The organism is Streptomyces sp. NBC_01390 (assembly GCF_045040105.1).
Lineage (GTDB): Bacteria > Actinomycetota > Actinomycetes > Streptomycetales > Streptomycetaceae > Streptomyces.
On sequence record NZ_CP109551.1, the window covers coordinates 4732377 to 4750311 of the forward strand.

At 65.8% G+C, this 17935-nt stretch carries 17 protein-coding genes; 8 read left to right on the top strand and 9 right to left on the bottom strand.

All coding sequences use genetic code 11. The features are described from left to right. Positions 1-282 precede the first annotated feature (282 nt). Complete coding sequence (locus OG241_RS21095) at positions 283-1422, top strand: alpha/beta fold hydrolase (protein ID WP_405817082.1); 1140 nt, start codon at positions 283-285, stop codon at positions 1420-1422. A 21-nt stretch (positions 1423-1443) separates the two neighbouring features. Here the strand turns inward: OG241_RS21095 and OG241_RS21100 are convergent, their stop codons facing one another. Next, positions 1444-3093, bottom strand: coding sequence for a serine hydrolase (locus OG241_RS21100; protein WP_405817083.1), 1650 nt, complete (start codon positions 3091-3093; stop codon positions 1444-1446). A 246-nt stretch (positions 3094-3339) separates the two neighbouring features. Between OG241_RS21100 and OG241_RS21105 the strand changes: the two genes are divergently transcribed. Continuing rightward, positions 3340-4569 carry a serine hydrolase domain-containing protein gene (locus OG241_RS21105; RefSeq protein WP_405817084.1) on the top strand — a complete coding sequence of 410 codons (1230 nt, stop codon included), beginning with the start codon at positions 3340-3342 and terminating at the stop codon, positions 4567-4569. 90 nt (positions 4570-4659) lie between these two features. On the opposite strand, the gene OG241_RS21110 is transcribed toward OG241_RS21105, so the two are convergent. Beyond that, the gene (locus tag OG241_RS21110) at positions 4660-5511 is read right to left on the bottom strand and encodes a helix-turn-helix domain-containing protein (RefSeq protein WP_405817085.1); all 852 of its coding nucleotides are present in this window, start codon (positions 5509-5511) and stop codon (positions 4660-4662) included. A gap of 79 nt (positions 5512-5590) precedes the next feature. Here OG241_RS21110 and OG241_RS21115 point away from each other — a divergent pair, with 79 nt between their 5' ends. Further along, a complete protein-coding gene (locus OG241_RS21115) occupies positions 5591-6538 on the top strand; it encodes a LysR family transcriptional regulator (protein WP_405817086.1) in 948 nt (315 codons plus the stop codon). Here OG241_RS21115 and OG241_RS21120 read toward each other — a convergent pair. Continuing rightward, positions 6535-6846, bottom strand: a complete 312-nt coding sequence (locus OG241_RS21120) for an NIPSNAP family protein (RefSeq protein WP_405817087.1) — start codon at positions 6844-6846, stop codon at positions 6535-6537. The genes OG241_RS21115 and OG241_RS21120 overlap by 4 nt on opposite strands. A 927-nt stretch (positions 6847-7773) precedes the next feature. Here OG241_RS21120 and OG241_RS21125 point away from each other — a divergent pair. Next, on the top strand, positions 7774-9123 hold the full coding sequence (locus tag OG241_RS21125; RefSeq protein ID WP_405817088.1) for a DNA cytosine methyltransferase: 1350 nt from the start codon (positions 7774-7776) through the stop codon (positions 9121-9123). Here the strand turns inward: OG241_RS21125 and OG241_RS21130 are convergent. From OG241_RS21130 to OG241_RS21145, 4 genes are read right to left on the bottom strand one after another with little or no spacing between them, the layout of a single operon-like run. After that, complete coding sequence (locus tag OG241_RS21130) at positions 9055-9516, bottom strand: very short patch repair endonuclease (protein ID WP_405817089.1); 462 nt, start codon at positions 9514-9516, stop codon at positions 9055-9057. The genes OG241_RS21125 and OG241_RS21130 overlap by 69 nt on opposite strands. A gap of 39 nt (positions 9517-9555) precedes the next feature. Next, entirely contained in the window at positions 9556-11376 is a 1821-nt protein-coding gene (locus OG241_RS21135; protein ID WP_405817090.1) for a DEAD/DEAH box helicase, read from the bottom strand. Continuing rightward, positions 11373-12812 carry a hypothetical protein gene (locus tag OG241_RS21140; RefSeq protein ID WP_405817091.1) on the bottom strand — a complete coding sequence of 480 codons (1440 nt, stop codon included), beginning with the start codon at positions 12810-12812 and terminating at the stop codon, positions 11373-11375. Before OG241_RS21140 ends, OG241_RS21135 begins: the two co-directional genes overlap by 4 nt. Before the next feature lie 18 nt (positions 12813-12830). Continuing rightward, positions 12831-13520, bottom strand: a complete 690-nt coding sequence (locus tag OG241_RS21145; protein WP_405817092.1) for a hypothetical protein — start codon at positions 13518-13520, stop codon at positions 12831-12833. A gap of 309 nt (positions 13521-13829) precedes the next feature. Here OG241_RS21145 and OG241_RS21150 point away from each other — a divergent pair, with 309 nt between their 5' ends. Next, positions 13830-14804: a hypothetical protein gene (locus OG241_RS21150; RefSeq protein ID WP_405817093.1), complete on the top strand. Its 975-nt coding sequence runs from the start codon at positions 13830-13832 to the stop codon at positions 14802-14804. Positions 14805-14828: 24 nt separating this feature from the next. On the opposite strand, the gene OG241_RS21155 is transcribed toward OG241_RS21150, so the two are convergent. Beyond that, the gene (locus tag OG241_RS21155; RefSeq protein ID WP_405817094.1) at positions 14829-15464 is read right to left on the bottom strand and encodes an ATP-binding protein; all 636 of its coding nucleotides are present in this window, start codon (positions 15462-15464) and stop codon (positions 14829-14831) included. A 216-nt stretch (positions 15465-15680) separates the two neighbouring features. Between OG241_RS21155 and OG241_RS21160 the strand changes: the two genes are divergently transcribed. Both OG241_RS21160 and OG241_RS21165 read left to right on the top strand, forming a co-directional pair. Next, positions 15681-16526: a helix-turn-helix domain-containing protein gene (locus OG241_RS21160; protein WP_405817095.1), complete on the top strand. Its 846-nt coding sequence runs from the start codon at positions 15681-15683 to the stop codon at positions 16524-16526. Next, positions 16527-16730: a DUF397 domain-containing protein gene (locus OG241_RS21165; protein ID WP_405817096.1), complete on the top strand. Its 204-nt coding sequence runs from the start codon at positions 16527-16529 to the stop codon at positions 16728-16730. Positions 16731-16805: 75 nt separating this feature from the next. On the opposite strand, the gene OG241_RS21170 is transcribed toward OG241_RS21165, so the two are convergent. After that, a complete protein-coding gene (locus tag OG241_RS21170; protein ID WP_405817097.1) occupies positions 16806-16976 on the bottom strand; it encodes a hypothetical protein in 171 nt (56 codons plus the stop codon). A 200-nt stretch (positions 16977-17176) separates the two neighbouring features. Between OG241_RS21170 and OG241_RS21175 the strand changes: the two genes are divergently transcribed. Beyond that, positions 17177-17878: an HNH endonuclease gene (locus OG241_RS21175; protein WP_405817098.1), complete on the top strand. Its 702-nt coding sequence runs from the start codon at positions 17177-17179 to the stop codon at positions 17876-17878. Positions 17879-17935 lie beyond the last annotated feature (57 nt).

Here is a 17935-nt window from a genome sequence, read left to right on the forward strand (position 1 = left end):
TTGGCCCGGTCCCGGTCGCCCTCGCCTTTGCCTCACGCGTCCTCCGTACGGATGCGATATCCGCGGTGCGGGTGCAAAGTGGGAGAGAGCTGTGCAGAACCTTCCTGGAGCCGAGCGTCCCGTCTGTGAACAGCGGCAGCCGTAAGCCCGTTCACCGGTAGACGCACACGCACACCCATACGCGTAGGCACACCCATCGCCAGTGAGATCCGAGCGACAGACGCTCTCCACAACGGCTACCGCCCACCCGACCCGTTGCCCGAGCCAACGGAAGGATCCCTCATGTTCGTCGAAGCGAAGGACCACTGGGTCAAGCACAAGTCGACCTTGGACGCCAACAAGGACGAACTGGTCGAGCTCTTCGTACGCGAACGCGACGGCTCCTCCGGTCCCCCCGCGAACCGCAAGGTCGTCCTCATGCTGCACGGCAGAAGCGTGCCGGTGCTGGCCGGCTACGACTTCCAGCACACCACGTACAGCTGGGCCCAGGCGCTCGCCCAGGACGGGTACGACGTCTTCATGATGGACCTCCAGGGCTCGGGCCGGTCGCCGCGCCCCCGCATGGAGGACCCGTGCAACGTCAATCCCAAGCAGCAGGCCGATATCTCTCCCCCGCTTGCGTACCCGCCCGCGCGCACCGCGACCTACCCCTACGTACTGAGCAACTCCCAGACCGACCAAGACGAGTTGGGCACGGTGGTCGACTACATCCGGAGCCTGCGCAACGTCTACAAGGTCGCGTTCATCGGCTGGTCGGCGGCCGCGTTCGCGATGGGACCGTACGCGATCAAGAATCCGGGGAAGGTGGAGAGCCTGTTCCTGCTCGCGCCGATCTTCCCGCCCGCCGGTCTCGCCGTCCCTCCGCCGCTGCCGGTGTCCGGCTTCCCCACCCACGTCTTCACGTACGCCGGCTTCGACAGTGCCTGGGCCAAAGAGGTGCCGGTGACCTGTACGAGCCAGCGTGAACCCGGCATCCTCGACTTCGTTTGGGAAGCCCTCATGGAAAACGACCCGATCGGCCGCACCTGGGGCAAGCTGCAGCCGAACGGCAAGCCGGCGGGAGCCAACCGGTACCGGAACTTCGTGTCGGGGGGCTGGAACAAGGACACCGCGGGCCAGGATGGCGTCCTGGGCGGAAGCGTGCCCGTGCTGATCATTCACGGCGAGAACGACACGACCGCCAACACAACACCGCCCGTCCCCGGTTCCCCGCTCGACTTCCACGTCCCCGCGCTCTATGACGCCATCACGGGGGCTCACAAGATCCTGGTCACGGCGAAGTGCGCCGGCCACTCGATGCCCTGGGAGGGGCAGCACATCCACCTGCACGACCTGTCGAAGCGCTGGCTCAAGCACCTCAAGGTCAACGGCAAGACCCAGGGCCGCTTCGACATGGCGGTGAACGGTGCCATCACCCCATAGCCGTACCCCCTCGGTCGCCGGCTATCGCCGGGTGAAGGTGCCGAGGCCGCTCGTGTCGAGGTTCTCGACCCGGACCTTGTCGGCGCGTTTGTCGGCCCCGACGGTGAAGGTCACTCCGGACAGGCCGACGGCGTTCTCGCCCGTGGTGGCGTAGCTGAAGGTGTCGCCGTCGTAGTGCCGCAGGGTGAACTTCTGCTTCTTCGGCCCCAGTTGCATCACGAGGTCGTCGCCCTGGGCGCTCACGCTCATCGGCCCGTAGAAGTCGTTGGCGTACGTTCCGGTGTAGGCCCCGTTCGCCCGGGCCGATGCGGGCCGGCCCGGAGGCTTGCTGTAGTCGGTCTCGGAACGCTCGCCCGCAGCCGCCTGTTTGATGATCGGGCCGAGGAACGTCAGCCAGTCGACAGTGGGCTCGCCCGTCTCCGCGATGTCGAGGAACGTGGTGGCGATAGCCTCCGGTACGCCGATGGGCTCGCCGTTGGTGAGGACGACGATGCCGAGGTTCTCCAGGGGCAGCAGCGTCACGTTGGTGGCCGCGCCCATCGCGAAGGCCCCGGAGTGGCCCAGCTTCAGCCGGCCCTCGTCGTCGTAACCGACGTTCCAGCCAAGCCCGTAGAACCCGGCCCTGCCCGCCGGCGTGTGCGGTGGCCCAGAGACGATGTGCGGCAGGTGGGTCGTGTCCAGGGCGGCGCCGTCGACGACCTGCCGTCCCTCGAACTCCCCGTTGCCGAGCTGCAGTCGCAGCCACTTCGTCATGTCCCGGACGGTGGAACTGGCCCCGCCCGCCGGGCTCTGCGCGTCCGCGTCCCGTACGAACTCGGCCCGCCAGGTGCCGCCCTGCTTCACATGGGTGACGGCCTTGTTCGCGGCCTTCTCGTAGTCGGCGAAGGACGAGCTGGTGGAGTCCATGCCGAGCGGCCGGTACAGCTTGTCGGCGGACAGCTTCTCCCAGCTGGTGCCCGCCGCCCGCGCGACGGCCTCCGCGGCCTCGGTCAGCCCGAAGTTGGTGTACGCGTAGCTGGCCCGGAACGGATCCAGGGGTTCGTACCGCAGATGTTCGAGGATGTACGAGCGGTCGTAGCCGAGGTCCTCAAGGATGTCCCCGGCGTGGTCGGGCAGCCCGCTGCGGTGCGAGAACAGGTCGGCGAGCGTGACGTGGCCGGTGACCCAGGGATCCTTGAGGGCGAAGCCGGGACTGTGCTTGACCACCGGGTCGTCCCAGCCGACGGTCTTGTCACCCACGGTGGCGGCGACCACCGTCGACGCCACCGGCTTGGAGACCGAGGCGAGCTGGAAGACGGTGTCGGGCCCGACCCGGCCCTTCGAGCCGGCCTTTCGCTCCCCGAAGCCCTTCAGGTACAGCACCTTGTCGTCATGGACCACACCGACGGCGACCCCCGGCACACCGGTCCTGCGCATGACGTCCCGTACGACGCCGTCGAGCCGTTCCACCGCGGCGTCGACCTGGGCCCGGGTGATCCTCGGCGGCGGCTGGGCCGGCGGGGCGGTGGGCAGCGGCGACGTGCGCGCGGCCGCCCTACGGACGGTGGCGGAGGTGTCGGCACCCGTATCGGTACCCGTACCAGTACAGCCGCCGCAGGTCAGGGCCGCGATCAGGCCCAGTATCGCAGCGGAGCGAAGGCGCCAAGCGGGCGCGTGATCAAGGCAGGACATGCTTCTCAGTGAAGGCCCTGCCCCGGCACGTGTCGCATCGACGAGCCATTCGGGGCACCCGCCCGCCCGCGTCTTCACGATCCAGTGCGAGTACCGAACGTGCCGAACGTGCCGAACGAGTGGACTCGCCGGTACGCGATCACGAGGGGCCCTTCGCGACGGGTCACCGATGGTGATGTTGCCGTCCGAGCCCAAGCCCGGACCCGATCCCGAACCCGAGCCCGTGACCGGAAGAGGCACCCCCAGATGCGACGTACCCCCCACCGCCGGATGCTCGCCGCGACCCTGTTCGCGGCCTGCGCAGCCCTGATCCCGACGGCAGCGGCTCCCGCCGCGGCCGTCCAGTCCGCGAGGGCCGACGACCACGACCGCCACGACCTGCACACCCGGCACCACCTGGACGACTGCCCGCCGGGCGGTCTCGGCCCCGAGGTGACCGCCCGCCTGGACAAGGCGATCGAGGACGTCCGACGCCAGGCCGACATCCCCGGTGTCGTCGTCGGCCTGTGGATGCCCGGCAAGGGCAGCTACGTCCGCGCGACCGGAGTCGCCGACACCGCCACCCGCCGGCCGATGACCGCCGACTCCTACGTACGGATCGGCAGCGAGACCAAGACCTTCACGGTCACCGCGCTGCTCGAACTCGTCGACGACCACCGGATCCGCCTGGACGACCCCATCTCCCGCTACGTCCACGGCGTACCGAACGGTCACCGGATCACCCTGCGCCACCTGGCCGAGATGCGCAGCGGCCTGTTCCCCTACAGCGCCGACCCGGACTTCGCCCATGACCTGCTGAGCGACCCGCAGCGCTCCTTCACCCCGCGGGAAGTCCTCGCGTACGGCTTCCGGCACCCGAACACCTTCGCGCCCGGGACGCAGTTCCAGTACTCCAACTCCAACCTCATCCTCCTCGGCCTGGTGATCGAGAAGGTCAGCGGTCAGCGGCTCGCAGACTTCATCGACGCGCGGGTGCTGCACCCGGCTCGGCTGCACGACACGCTGTTCCCGCAGGGCGCCGAGTTCCCCGAGCCGCATCCGCGCGGCTACACGAACCAGACGCTGACCGGCGCGGTCGCCGACGCCACGGACTGGAACCCGAGTTGGGCCTGGGCGGCCGGCGCGATGATCTCCAACCTGCACGACCTGCGCCGCTGGGCACCCATCGTCGCCACCGGGACTCTGCTCACCCCCCAGACCCAGGCCGAACGCCTCAAGACCCTGCCGACCGGCCACCCCGGCCTCAGCTACGGCCTCGGCATCTTCAACGCCAACGGCTGGATCGGCCACAACGGCTCCATCCCGGGCTACGAGACGGTGACGGTCTATCTGCCGTCGCAGAAGGCCACCCTGGTCATCATGATCAACACGGACATCACGAGCGGGGGCCAGGAGCCGTCCACGCTGTTGGCGCGGGCGGTTACCGGGGTTGTTACGCCGGGGAATGTGTACGACGGGGCGGTTGCGGCGCGGTAGGGGTGGGGGTGGGGCGCGGTGGGCCGGTGCCGGGTGGCCGGTGCCGGGTCACTGGTGGCTGGTGGCTGGTGAGGTGGAACCGGGTGCCGCTCATCGCCCCTCGCCCTGAACCCCGTCGGCACGCCAGTCCGCGTGCCCATCGGACCCGACGCCGAGGGTGACGCCGGACAGCGCGACGGTGTTCGAGCTCGATGCATGTCCCGCCAACCTGACCGGCGTGGCGGTCAACTCGCCGATGAGCTGGGCGAATTCGCTGCGCTGGCGGGCGGTCAGGGTGGCGTAGAGCGGTGCCTGCAACTCTGTGGTGAGGCGTTCGGCGCGCTGCCATCGAGGGAGCAGGGTCGCGGCTACGGGGTGCGGTGGCTCCCAGCCATAGTGGGCCGCCTGCTCGGCGCCGAGGTTGATGACCATGGCCTCCTGGGCGGTCAGCCCGCACAGGCGCACGGCAGCCAGGTGGCAGGCGCCTCGATGCTCTCGTAGCACGTGCACGCGCTGCATGGCCGCGCCGACCGGGTCCTCGCCGGGGTACGGCTGCGCGCGCCAGCCTGCGAACAAGGGCAGGGCGTCCGCGTCGGCGGCGTCGATCAGTTGCTGCGCCAGCCGGTTGAAGTGCTCCACGTCGACGTCGCCGGGGATGTGAGCGCGCCCCCACTGCCCGATGGCCTGGGCGTAGCAGGCGGCGGCATCCCCGGCCGGCATCACGGCCCGTCCCGCCAGCCAGCCCGGGGAAACCAGACCGGGGCCGAGGAACCCCTGGACCGCCTGGACCACGGCGACCGGCACTTCGCCGAGCACCCCGAACCGGCCCCGGCAGTAGAACCCGCGCCCTGGCGGAAACCCGGCGCGCAGGCCTACGGCGCTGGTTGCCTCGTCGGACATGAACTCGTCACCGAAGTCATGGATGGGCCGGGCCACGACATTGATGCAGTCGAAGATCTCCATGGACCAAAGGTCACGCACCAGAACCCAATAGGACAAGGAGATGTTTCCTCCTCCAACCCTTTAGATAACCTATCGAGTCATGTTGGACATCCGCCGCCTGCACATGCTCAAGACCGTCGTCGCACGCGGCTCCATCGCCGCGGCCGCGCAGTCACTGGCCCTGTCCGCCGGGGCCGTCTCCCAACAGCTGACCGCACTACGGCGTGAACTCGGGGTCGACCTACTACGCCCCGACGGACGCACGGTGGCGCTGACCGAGGCGGGCCGAGTGCTCGTCGAACACGCCGACCGCATCTTCGACGCCGTACGGGAGGCCGAGAGCGCCGTCGCCGCTGCCAGGGGCACGGTCGGCGACACCGTCACCTTCGCCGCGCTGCCGTCGACAGTCGCCCGCATCGTGGCCCCCGCCCTGACCGCACTGGCCGTACAGCACCCCCAGCTCACCGTCACCTGCCTGATCACCGATCAGGCGCAGCTACGGGAACTCCCGCTCGGCACCGTCGATGTCGTGCTCGGCCAGCGGTACCACCACCTGCCCGACGCCACGCCCCGGGGCGTCGTCACCCACCGGCTGCTCGACGATCCCCTGCTGATCGTCACCGCGACGGACCACCCCGGCGAACGCCCCGTATCCCTCCGGGACCTGACCACCCACCGCCTGGTCGTACCGCCCCCGACGACGGACTGCGGACAAGCCATCCAACACGCCTTTCACCAGGCCGGTTTCACACCGTCGACGCCCTACGTCACCGCCGACATCACGGCCCAACTCACCCTCGCCCGCGCCGGCCTCGCCACGGCACTCATCCCCCGGACGGCCATCGACCCGACCACACCGGGAATCCACACGTCCCCCATCGAGGACCACCCGATCCACCGCCAACTGTTCGCCGCAACCCGCCACACGGACACCACGAACCCCACGACCACCGCGATGGTCGCGGCGCTGCGCTCGGCTGTAGGTCTTTCCATGTCCCAGACCCCGCCCCAGACCCAGACCCGGGCTCATAACTTGGCCCAGGCCTAGGAAACGCCGTCGAGCGGCCGGAGGAAGCGGCGTTCATACCGCTTGATGCAACGCGTACGCCGAGCCGACTCGAACGCCTCCTGACACTCCGGGTCAGACACGCTGTCGGTGCGGTACTGCTCGTAGGCGGCGAAACTGGGAAACGAGAAGAGGGCGTAGGCGATGTCACTGTCGCCCTCACTGGGCAGGAAGTAGCCGTGATGGGTCCCACCGAACCGGTTGACGAGGCCGACCCAGCGGCGCCCGTAGTCCTCGAAGTCGTCGATCTTGTCGGCGTCAATCTCGTACTTCAGGTGAATGGTGATCATGCGTACATGATGCGGCGAGGCCTCAGGGGGCGGTCTGGTGGTCAGACCGGACCGCGTCGGAGACAGACTTACGGGCTGACCCGCAATACAGCCCCTTCAGAGCGTCGAACATCTCCTACCGACGGAAAGGATCTCTGCCGGGCCCGCCGTCAGCGTCTTTTCACCAGTCCGCACAATGCGCGATCATCAGCGGCGGCCTCACTCGTCTCAGCGCCGTCTGCGGTGCCAGCGAGGTCCGGGGCTGTGCCTGAGGTCGGCAGCCCTGGGCCCTGGGGCGGGAAGAATCCGATCTTCATGCCTGTTCGGCATCAACAGTGAACAAACCCGGAGTGCTGAACAGAAGGGTGGGGCTGTGTCGGCAACGTTCAACGAGGGGACTGCCCGCGTCTGGTCTACGAGGTGAGTTCGTCCACCACCGGCCGGGCGATCGTCGAGATCCGGCCTACCACCGTCCCCAACCAACCCGGGCTGCGACTGCGCACCTTGGAGGACGTGTTCACCTACGCCGAGGCCACAGACCCACTCGCCGCAAGGCGAGCACCGAACTCGTTCTCGTCCGCGCGACGGCCTGCTGAATCGCCCAACCAGCCGACAGACAAGGGCAGCGCGTCTGCTTCGCCAGCGTCGATCAGTTGCTGCGCCAGCCGGGATGAAGCTCAAGCTCAGAGCAGGTGGCAAACCCACGGTGGGCAGCACGGTGACCCCCGACGGCGAGCTTCGCCTGTCCACAGCCGTCTTACAGACCGTCTCAACCAACAGAACGCCTCCTGCCTGCGAGCCTTCATTCCCACTGGTCAGAGACTCCTCTTGCACAGATCGCCTGCTGATACCTATGTACAGCCTGGTAAGTGCGAGACTCTTGGTTCGGAGCGACCGACGACGACGCGGACTCTCCTCAGCACGATGGCTAAATCTAGAAGGAGCGGCATGCCCCCCAGCGGCCAGAAGCGACCGCAGTTCACCACGCCACTGACCTCGATCGAGATCTGTGCGGGAGCCGGCGGTCAAGCCGTGGGGCTGCACAATGCCGGATTTGATCACTTGGCACTTGTCGAGTGGGACCAACATGCGGTCAGCACTCTGCGGGCCAACGTTGGACGCTGGCCGGGGTGGACACCCCAAAAGGCCCGGGATCTCGCTCCGATGGACGTCAACGACTTTCTTGCATCGGATGTACGCAAGGCCCTCGACCTCAAGGGCGACACTCTCGACCTCTTCGCAGGCGGAGTTCCCTGCCCCCCATTTTCACTAGCCGGGAAAAGGTTGGGAGCGGACGACGAGCGTGACCTTTTCCCAGCCGCGCTGAGCATCATTGAAGAACTGACCCCAAAAGCGATCATGATCGAAAACGTCCGAGGCATCCTTGAGCCTCCGGAGGTTTTCATCGAATATCGAGCCAATATTCTCGATCGATTGCGCCGTGCTGGCTACACAATCCCCTCTATTGATACGTCACTTTCTGCAGCAGCTCAGGACCTTGAGATGCGCAAGGTTTGGCGTCGACTCGACGCGAAGGATTTCGGTGTCCCTCAACTGCGCCCCAGAGCCATCCTGGTCGCGATCCGCGAGGACTACTCAAAGCCCGGCGTAAATGAATTCAGCTGGCCGGTGGGAATCAGGGACGACGAAGCAACCGTCGCTGAGACTCTCCGAAAGACCATGCGGGAGCGGTGCCGCCAGTACTGGGACAAGAACAAGCGGGGCGAGTTGGCCAAGCCTGGCGAGCGGACGGGGGAGGATGTCTACAACGACTGGCTTGACGCCGCTCAGAAGTCCGTAGCCGCTGGGCGTGGCGTAGCCCCCACCTTGGTAGGTGGGTCCAGGAAACATGGCGGCGCCGACCTCGGGCCCACCCGAGCGAAGAGGGCCTGGGAAGCTATGGGAGTTGACGCCATGGGGGTGGCCAACGATCCGGACACATGCGACCCGGAGCGGGACCTGTTCAGGGAGAACGGCCCTATGCTCACCGTTGAGCAAGCCGCCATGATCCAGGGGTTTCCGCGGGACTGGCGGTTCCAGGGGAAAAAGACTGCAAGGTACCGACAGGTAGGCAACGCTTTTCCGCCACCAGTTGCCGAAGCTGTCGGCCGCTCAATCGCCGCGGTTCTACGACCAGATCACCGGGAAGAACTCCTCCGCGAATACAGCATCGATTCCTCAGGCACCGCCGCCTTGGATGACAGGCCACATCAGCTGGAAATCTCAGTTTCATCGGGAACCGCTCACGCTCCGGCGCGCCAGGACCATCTCGGCAATCTTGTCGGCACAAATCACTGACGGCTCGTGCTCCCAGAAACGGAGCACAAGCCAGCCCGCCTCAACGAGCCGATGATCTGTATCCCGGTCCCGCTTCACATTACGCACTACCTTCTCTGACCAATAGCCGGAGTTCGTTCTAGGCGGCACATAGTGTTCAGGGCATCCGTGCCAGTAGCAGCCGTCTATAAATACCGCCACCTTTGCCGGACGGAATACCAGGTCGGCCGTCCGGCGAAGGTCAGGCAGGGGACGTGCTGCCACCCGGTAGCGGAGCCCTCGGGCGTGCACCAGACGCCGGATCAGCCATTCCGGCTTTGTATCGCGGCTGCGGATCGCCTGCATGTTGCGGCGGCGGGCGGCGGACGAAGCCCAGGAACCTTCCGGGGCTGTCCAATCGGCTTCGGAGGACACAAGGCGAGCGTAGTGCGCCGCGTCCGCCGTACGCAGCCCTTACCGGTTGCCCCCCAGGTGGCTCAGCAGCGCTTCGATGTCGCTCGGCGCCAGACCGGCCGCCACCGCCGGCTCCTCCTCCAGGTCAGCAAGTTGCTGGACCGTGGGATCGTCCAGGATCTGCCCCATGAAGGTCAGTTTCTGCTCCAGCCGTGCGGCTACAACTTCGTCGATTGAGTTGCGCACCGCGAGAACCGTGACCCGCGTTTCGGTGTCGGGCGCGAGCCCAAGACGGTGGATACGGTCCAGGCTCTGCAGGAACCGCCCGGCCATGAAGTCACGGTCCACGTAGACCGCGTCATGACAGACGTGGTGCAGGCTGATGCCCTCGCCCAAGGTTGCCGGATTGGAGATGAGCACCATACAGGCCGGGTCTTCCCGGAACCGACGGAGCTGTTCCTCCCGGTCGGGGGTTCCCCCGTAAACCACAGCCGGGCTGAACTTCTCCAGCATGTGCTCCAGCGTCGTCAGACTTCGGACGAACGTCGTCCAGACCAGCGTCTTACGACCTACCGCCGCGTTCGCGGCGATTATCGCAACGGCTTCCTTGTACTTCGGTGACAGCTCGTAATCAGGAAGATTCTGCAAGTTCGAGTACAGGGAGCCCCCCGGGGGTGGTTCCAACGGAGGCAACTGATAGGCCAGCGGCTCGTACTTGGTAGCTCCCTCCAAGAGCAGGGCCGGGCTCGTCGCGGCCATGAGGAGCCGCAGAGCCGTCTTGCCAAGCGCGCTGAGATCCTCCCTGGCCGCGCCGTTGCTCATCCCACTGACCAGGGAGCTATAGATCTCGTCATGCAGAGGCGGCATGTCCACGTAGCGGATACTCAGGTCGACAGGAGGCAGACCGAGTTCCTGCTTGGTCGTCCGCGTGAACAACGGCCGCAGCACCGTACTTGCATGGCGCAGGTCTCCCCCAGCCACGGCACGCACAACGGTCTGCTGTCCGTGGCCAGGCCACACGAAGCCCAAGAGGTTTTCCAGATCCTTGGAACCGTTGGGAGCCGGCGTACCCGTGAGAATCAGGCGCCGGTCCGCATGCGGCCCGAGAGCCATGCACGCGGCACCGTAGGTGCCCCGGGATCCAAGCTTCATCCGGTGCGCCTCATCCAGAATGATCATGGAGGGCTGAGCTGCCAGCCAAGAAGTCAGCATCGACAGTGAACGGTCCAGCCGTTCGTAATTGACAACGAGCACCTCCGCCCATTGGTCCAGAGACCCGTCCAAGACGTTGACGCGCAGCGCGTGCGTCAGACACTCCGCCGTCTCGAAACGCCATGAGTCGTAGGCCGACTTCGGGCAAACGACCAGGAGCCTCCGCGCATGGCCGGCGGCTTTCTGAGCCGCATACACAGCAAGCGCCACACGCGTCTTGCCGGCACCGGGCACGCTGAAGTTGGCACCGTGCTGGAGGGACAGCAGCTTCGCGATGTCCCTGCGCTGGAAGGCACTCAGCTCACCCTTCCAGTTGTCGCCAAGCAGGCTCAGAACATCGTCCGCGTCGACCTCGCCGGAGGACCTCGTGCCCGCCAGCCTGGTTTCGACGGTCCGCGCGTCCTGGAGGACACCAGTCGCCAGCTTCCTCAGGGCAGAAGACCACTCCACACCGGTGGGGTCGGACCAGTCACCAAGGATCTGTAGGTTGGCCAGGAAGTCATCAAGGGCAACAGAAGCGCTGAGCAGGCCGAGTTGGCCTCCCGTCCGGAAACGGGCGGCCAACTGGACCAAGTCCGGCTGATGGTGCTCTGTGGTCCGGAGCACGACACGCGTGTGTGTCTCGTCAAACCCAAGGTGCAGAGACGTTTCGCTCGACTCGTTCGTCACTGTCGGCCTTCCGTGGCGACGGCGTCCATCAGCCAGGCCACACCGTCGCCTGGATCCTGGAGACCGCGACTGGCCTGCTTGGCAAGCTTCAACAGGCTGCCACGGAGCTTGATCACCGCGTCATCGAAAGCTTCCTCATCAAGGCTGCGAGAGGTACGGGCCTGCACCAGATCACTCACGCACTGGTCGATGCTGGCGCACGCCTCCGCGAGCCGGGCCGGCGCGAGCTGCTTGCGCTTTCGCAGCCGCGCACTGCGGCCAGCGGCCTCGATGGCCTCATCGAAGGTCTTCTGTGCGTCGTCCAGAATGCTCTGGGCCTGTTCCTTCGCCTCGTTACCGAGATCGGCCTCGCTCCTACTGCGCACGACAGCGGCGGCACGCAGCAGACGGTCGTTGAGTGCCTTCATCTCAGCCACCGCGGACGAGGCGGGCGGCACCTCTACCCCGAGCCCAGGGATCATGACACCCGTCGGCTTGGTCTCAGAACGGTCCTCAATCGCCGGACCAGCAGAAAGCAGCTTCTGCTCCAGCCCTTCCTTGAGGAAGTCCTCGTTGATGTGCCGTACGTCGGTCTTGGAGAAGTTGAGCAGGATGGCGGCCAGACGCAGTTCCTTGAGAATGTCCGCCTGGTCGCGGTCAAGCGTTTCCAACTTCACATACAAGCGCTGAAGTTCCTTGAGTCGCTCCTGAGCGCCTTCCCAGTCGACCAGCCGGAGTCCGCCGCCGCGGGCGTCCTGGCTACGCTTGATCAGCTCGCGGATCGTGGCGAGGATCCAGCGTTCCTGGTGGTACGTCCGGACCTGGATCCGGAACTCCTTCGCGATCTGCTCGGGCGTACGCCCCAGGGCCGCCTGCTCCTCCATGGCGATGATGCGGTTGACGTAGGAGTAGTCACGCCGGTGGTCCCGGCGGAGCTGCAAAGACAGCTCCACGGCATTGATGTCTGCCCAGGTGAACGACTCGGGCAGCACGCCCACACGCATCGACTGCACGCCAAGCAGCTTCAGGGCGGCCGCCCGGGTGTTGCCGTTGACCACGATGCCCTGATGGGTGACCAGCCCGGGGTCGTTCTGGCCAAACTCTTCGAGGCTGTCCTTGAGGGCATCGAACTCGACATCGCGCAGATTGGTATCGGTCGGCGATGCCTGGAGCAGGAAGCGGAGGTAGGTCTGGCTCTCCTCGCTCCACGGGTTCTGGTCCAGCTCCACGTCCTTTGCGGCATCGTGGCTCCGCTGGGCCCGGATGCGGTGGGTACTGGGATTGAAGTAGAGCTTGCTGAGCGGAAGGTCGATCACGTCGACGTGCGCCTTCTGCTCGTTCCAGTCCACGGTCACCGTCTCGCGGGTGCCGCCCGCCGTCTGCGCTTCCGCGAGCTTCTTCTTGATCAGCTCACTCAGTTCGTCCGCCAGCGGCGGAGCGGGAAGTTCTCGCATCATTCTCCGGTCCGTCCTCTCCTAGTCGTTCGCGCCGGCGAGTGCATCCGCCACAGCCTTGCGGGAGGTCTCCGGGAGCGTCCGGTACTGGCCCCAGAGCTTGTCCACCAGACTCAGGGGGCGTCGGTCCGCACCAATCCAGGCGCTGAGAACCCGCTGCTCCATGGGTGACAGGGCAGCCGCCTGCTCCAGGAGGCGCCCCAGGTCGGCCTGCCGGCCCGAACTACCGACACCGCACCGCTTGCACTCGGTGACCAACTGGTAAGCGACACCGCCTCCAGGCTGGATCACCTGGCGGCGGGCGACGTTGAGCACGGCCTGCTCGATCCCCTCCTCGTACGCCTCACCGGCCGCGATCCCACACGTGCGGCACAGGTAACCGTCCTCGTCCAGCACCTTGGCGCGCTGAGCAGCAGTAAGGCTCGCCTTGTGCTTCGGCGCCTTCGACTTCCCAGGGATCCACACCTCCGCTCCCCGGGCAACGAACCGCTGTTCCTGCTGACGGAGCGTGGGGTCCTCACGGCTAGTCGAGATCTTCCAGTCGTGGTCACGCAGGTCGCGCATGCGCCGGTCGATCTGGGCGACGTCCGGGAACGCCTCGCGCAGTTCGGCCTTCGTGAAGATCTCGTCTTCTCCCACTTCCTGCACAAGCCACAGTGCGGCCCGAGCCATGCTCCCCATATTCGCGTCCCGCCAGGACGGCAGCGCCATTTGTCACTCCTGATGTCGAAAATCGCACGCATGTCAGCAAAGGCGCAGTATGCGTGCAGACGTAAGCCACACGGCAGCACAGACACCTTGGCCACCCCCCACTCCATGAGCGGCTGATCCACAGTGTTCCATCGAAAGCCGAAAACCAGTCCCCACTGGAACACTTGCGCAACAGGTAGCAAGAGCACAACTCGCCTTCCATCGTGCACAATTGGCCCGACCTGCGCCCTACGCGGCCACGATGTCGACAAAGCCCGTCAACGGCAGGCCGATTTGCGATGATTCGCTACGCATAGCCCGGAAAGCGATGTGAGTGATATGCCACGAGCTAGAGGGACTAATACTCCTTACCGCTGGACAGCGAAGAAGATCGGCAGTGACGTTCCGCCAGGGAAACGCGCGCTTGCTGCCGAACTGCAGAAACTCTGCCGCCTGCTGGCCTTGCAACCCGACGGCAGCGCTCCCACTCAGAAGCAGGCAGCCGACCGGCTGCACATCGGCGAGGCGTCACTGTCCAGATACTTGTGCGCCATTTACCTGCCGGACATGGGCATCGTCAGGCGTCTTCACATGCTCGCAAGCGCCGACGCGGGCAGCGCGGAGAAGGCGGGCATCACGCTCGCCCGCCTGGAGGAGTTGCACTTCACAGCCTCTGCCGAGCAATGCCGCAGTTGCGTGAGCTTGCGCGGCGAGTCGGAGGTGCTGCGGCAGCAGGCCAGCGAGACCGCCGCTGAACTCAGCGGCGCCCGGGTCGAACTCGGCACTATCGAGAAGGAGGCCGCAGCCTTGCGGGAGGGGGCTGCGGCCTTGAAGCATGAGGTGCAGGCACTGAAGGCCCGGGAAGGCCGCGCACTCAAGACCACTGCCAGACGCGCTATTCGGGCCGGCCAGCGGCAGCGTCTGACTGCACGGCGTGACGCAGCTCTGCTGCCGGTCCCCCCTCGGAGGGGGGACCGGCAGCAGAGCAATCCCGAGAAGAGAGCCGCACTTGGCGTCGCCCGTCAGGCCGAAGCCTTGCAGAACGGCGGCCGGCAAGAGGGAGCTCTGGCCCTACTGCGCCACTCCGCAGAAGTGCTCAGCCCTGTAGAGACAGCAACCCTCGTGTACGTCTTGCGGGAGGGCCAACTAGACGAACTAGCAGGCACGTTGATCCATATCTACGGACGGGACAACCCCAGTCTTGACGTAATGCAGGCTGCGGCCCAGCTCCACCAACACGGAGCACCGGACGATGCCGCCGCCCTCCTGCAAGCAGCCCTGTCGACTCGGACAGAGAGACCCTGAAACCAGGGCCAAATGAGCCGACGGTCAGGCAGCGGCAGCCGCCTCGGCTTCGTAATGCGTCTGGGCCCGGTCCAGGACATCATCTGGGTCTTGCCCCTGGGCGGCGGTCCAGTGCAGCAAGTCCGCGATCAGCTCAACCGCGGACTCCTCAAGAAGAACCGCCCTACTGCGCCCTTGCGCAGCCATGACCGGGCGTCCCGCCCGGTATCCCTCCAGTGCACCCAGAGCTCGTTCAACGCGCCGACATGCACCGCCCTGCTCAAGCAGGATTTCGCACCAGACGGCTTTGCCGGCCGCCATCAGCACCGTCCCCCAGTCCACTGCCAGACCTCCGATCAGATGCAGACCACGCCCGCACTCGTCCTGACAACCTCCAGCACTCAGCGACGGGGCCACACGGCTCTTATCGTGCACTTCCACCCTCAGGCGCTCGCCACGCCACTCAAGGATCAAGGTCGCCGCCACCCCTTCGCCGACATGCTTGATGACGTTCGTGGCCAGCTCCGTGACAAGCAACGCCACTTCCTCAGCAGCAACCGGCATCCCCCACTGGCCGAGCTGCGCGATGGCGGCTCTCCGGAGCAGTCGGACTTCCGCCGGCGCTGCCTCGAACGGCAGGACACAGCGCGGTCGGGATTCGGTGACTTCGCAGCCGAGCATGGAGACTTCTCTCTCCCTGGCCACGCACATGCTGCGCCTGCCGTATCCGTACGGCTGCATTGCGTAGCGGTCTGCGATCGAGCATGGCACAGAGAACTCTCACCATGTAACTTCTCACGGGAACCTATCGGGTGAATCTGGTAGTGGAGCGACTTCCACGCTGCCTAGCCTGGGCAGGTCCCCGGGCTTGCGCCCGGTCCAGCCCCAAGGAGCCGCATGTCCGCACGCACCACGACGCGACGCCGCCAACTCGGCGCGATGATGCGCAAGTTGCGCGCCAGAAAGGGACTGACCCTTGAGGAGGCCGGAAGGCTCGTAGACGTGTCCAAGGCAACGGTGAGCCGGTATGAAACCCAGGCCGGACCGGTCAAATGGATCGTGGTCGATGCGCTGTGCCGCGAGTACGGGGCTACTGAAGCCGAGCGAAACGCGGTTGTCGTCCTGGCGAAGGACGCCAAGCAGCAGGGCTGGTGGAGTTCATTCGCCGACTCCATCCCTGAGAGCATGAACTTGCTCCTCACTCTTGAGGACGAGGCCGTACGCGAGGATCACTTCTCCTGCGTCTACGTGCCGGGCCTCCTGCAGACTCGCGCATACAGCACAGCACTGCAGCGAGCCAATGAAGTACCTCTTGAACCAGCCGAGATCGATCGGCTTGTAGACATCCGAATGAAGCGCCAAGAGGTACTCGACCGTCCGAAGCCGCCGCGCCTGTGGGCGATCCTCGACGAGTCCGTGATCCGCCGCGTCGTCGGGTCCCCCGAGACCATGAAGCAGCAACTCGAACGGCTTCTTGAAGCGAACGAGTCTTCCAACATCACTCTCCAGGTACTGCCCTTCGCCAAGGGAGCGCACTCCGCAGCTCTCGGCAGCTTTGTGATCATCGGCGGCACCGAGCAAGCCCTTGATGTCGTCTATGTCGACTTCCACACGGGCTCCCTCTTCCTGGAGAAGGAGGAAGAACTAGAGCGATACCGGCTTGCGTTCGAGTACCTTCGCGCACAAGCGTTGGACATGGAAGCCTCCTCTTCCATGATCCATCGCGCCCGCAAGGAGCTCTAGATGCCCGCCGCTTCTCCGCTTGCCCCCAACTACGCCTGGTTCAAGTCGTCGCACAGCGGCGGCAACACGACTGAGTGCCTAGAGGCCGCTTTCTCCCCGTCTGCGGTTCTCATACGGGACTCCAAGCAACCGGAGCGCCGCCATGTCGTCGTACAGGCGCGGGCCTGGGCCGACTTCTTGACCGGCATGCATCGCGCTTGGTGAGGGCAGGGCTCAGCAACCGCTCCCCCGAAAGTCCGCAACCATGCCGGATAGTGGCGCCCGGCACAGCAGGCGTCGTCAGCGTCTACTGCGCCGCGCATCCCCCTTACCCTCCTCCAGCGCCGGCCGTTCCAGCTGCCGCCCTTCCTCGCTATCGCGCCAGGCAGCCCGCAGACGACGCAGTGCGGTGATGGCCTTCTCCGCCTTGGCCGACAAAGCAGGGATCTGGTCGAGGACATAGCCGACCACGAGGACTCCGCCCCAGACCACGGAGACCGCTGCAGTGGCCCAGCCAACCGTTTCCATCAGTACCGCCTGACCTCCCTGATCAGAACTTGCCGGACGCCGCCGGACGCTGACGGCCACCAGAATCGTTTCGCCGACGGTACAGTAGTTCGAGCCGTCGCCGCCACGGGGTACGGCGGCTCACATCTGACAAGGAGGAGACGATGACGGAAGAACGTCCCGTGCGGCGGTCGTCGAAGGTGAGGGTTGCCGAGTTTCTAGCCACAGTGGGCGAAGGCAACGTCTTCACAAAACTGCAGCTCTTTCAAGGCGTTCCAGGCGTCGCCCAAGCAGATCGCCGTATGCGCGACCTTCGTGAGCTGGGCTGGCAGATCGACAACTACAAGACAGATCCTCGCCTCCAGCCTGACGAATACCGGCTCACGGCAACCGGCATCCGCATCGACCTGGGAGAAAGGCCCAAGGAATCTCTACGTCCTCGGATCTCCGGCGCCCGCCGCCGCGAAGCTCTGGAAAGGGCCGATTTCGTCTGCCAGACCTGCGGCACCAGAGCTGGTGAAACCTACGCAGACGACGAGGACCAGAGGGCGACGCTCATCGTTCACCTCATCGACCCGGCCCAGCCGATTAGCACGGACCCCTCGAACCTTCGAGTGGAATGTCACCGATGCAACGCAGGAATCCGAGGCGCAGGCAGGGCATTGCCGACACTTGGCGAGGTGCTGACGCACGCGACCGCTCTCAGCAGCCGCGACAAGAAGCGTCGGCTGTACCGACTTATGCAGTCCGGGCGGCCAGAGCGCGACGAAGTCGACGTGGTTTTTGCCGAGTGGCTTCGCTTGGGGCGTGACGACAGGGTGGACGTCATGCTTAAGCTGGCGGGTTTGCTGATCGAGGAAGACTGATGCGGACCGTGAGCTGCACGGCGGCACTCCACCAACGCGTCCTGGACCGAAACCCGT

Coding starts and splice junctions, on each gene's coding strand:
- OG241_RS21165 (WP_405817096.1), top strand. CDS start 16,527: ATGCCCGCCGCTTCTCCGCTTGCCCCCAACTACGCCTGGTTCAAGTCG.
- OG241_RS21160 (WP_405817095.1), top strand. CDS start 15,681: ATGTCCGCACGCACCACGACGCGACGCCGCCAACTCGGCGCGATGATG.
- OG241_RS21175 (WP_405817098.1), top strand. CDS start 17,177: ATGACGGAAGAACGTCCCGTGCGGCGGTCGTCGAAGGTGAGGGTTGCC.
- OG241_RS21155 (WP_405817094.1), bottom strand. CDS start 15,464: ATGCTCGGCTGCGAAGTCACCGAATCCCGACCGCGCTGTGTCCTGCCG.
- OG241_RS21095 (WP_405817082.1), top strand. CDS start 283: ATGTTCGTCGAAGCGAAGGACCACTGGGTCAAGCACAAGTCGACCTTG.
- OG241_RS21140 (WP_405817091.1), bottom strand. CDS start 12,812: ATGATGCGAGAACTTCCCGCTCCGCCGCTGGCGGACGAACTGAGTGAG.
- OG241_RS21145 (WP_405817092.1), bottom strand. CDS start 13,520: ATGGCGCTGCCGTCCTGGCGGGACGCGAATATGGGGAGCATGGCTCGG.
- OG241_RS21110 (WP_405817085.1), bottom strand. CDS start 5,511: ATGGAGATCTTCGACTGCATCAATGTCGTGGCCCGGCCCATCCATGAC.
- OG241_RS21100 (WP_405817083.1), bottom strand. CDS start 3,093: ATGTCCTGCCTTGATCACGCGCCCGCTTGGCGCCTTCGCTCCGCTGCG.
- OG241_RS21105 (WP_405817084.1), top strand. CDS start 3,340: ATGCGACGTACCCCCCACCGCCGGATGCTCGCCGCGACCCTGTTCGCG.
- OG241_RS21120 (WP_405817087.1), bottom strand. CDS start 6,846: ATGATCACCATTCACCTGAAGTACGAGATTGACGCCGACAAGATCGAC.
- OG241_RS21125 (WP_405817088.1), top strand. CDS start 7,774: ATGCCCCCCAGCGGCCAGAAGCGACCGCAGTTCACCACGCCACTGACC.
- OG241_RS21115 (WP_405817086.1), top strand. CDS start 5,591: ATGTTGGACATCCGCCGCCTGCACATGCTCAAGACCGTCGTCGCACGC.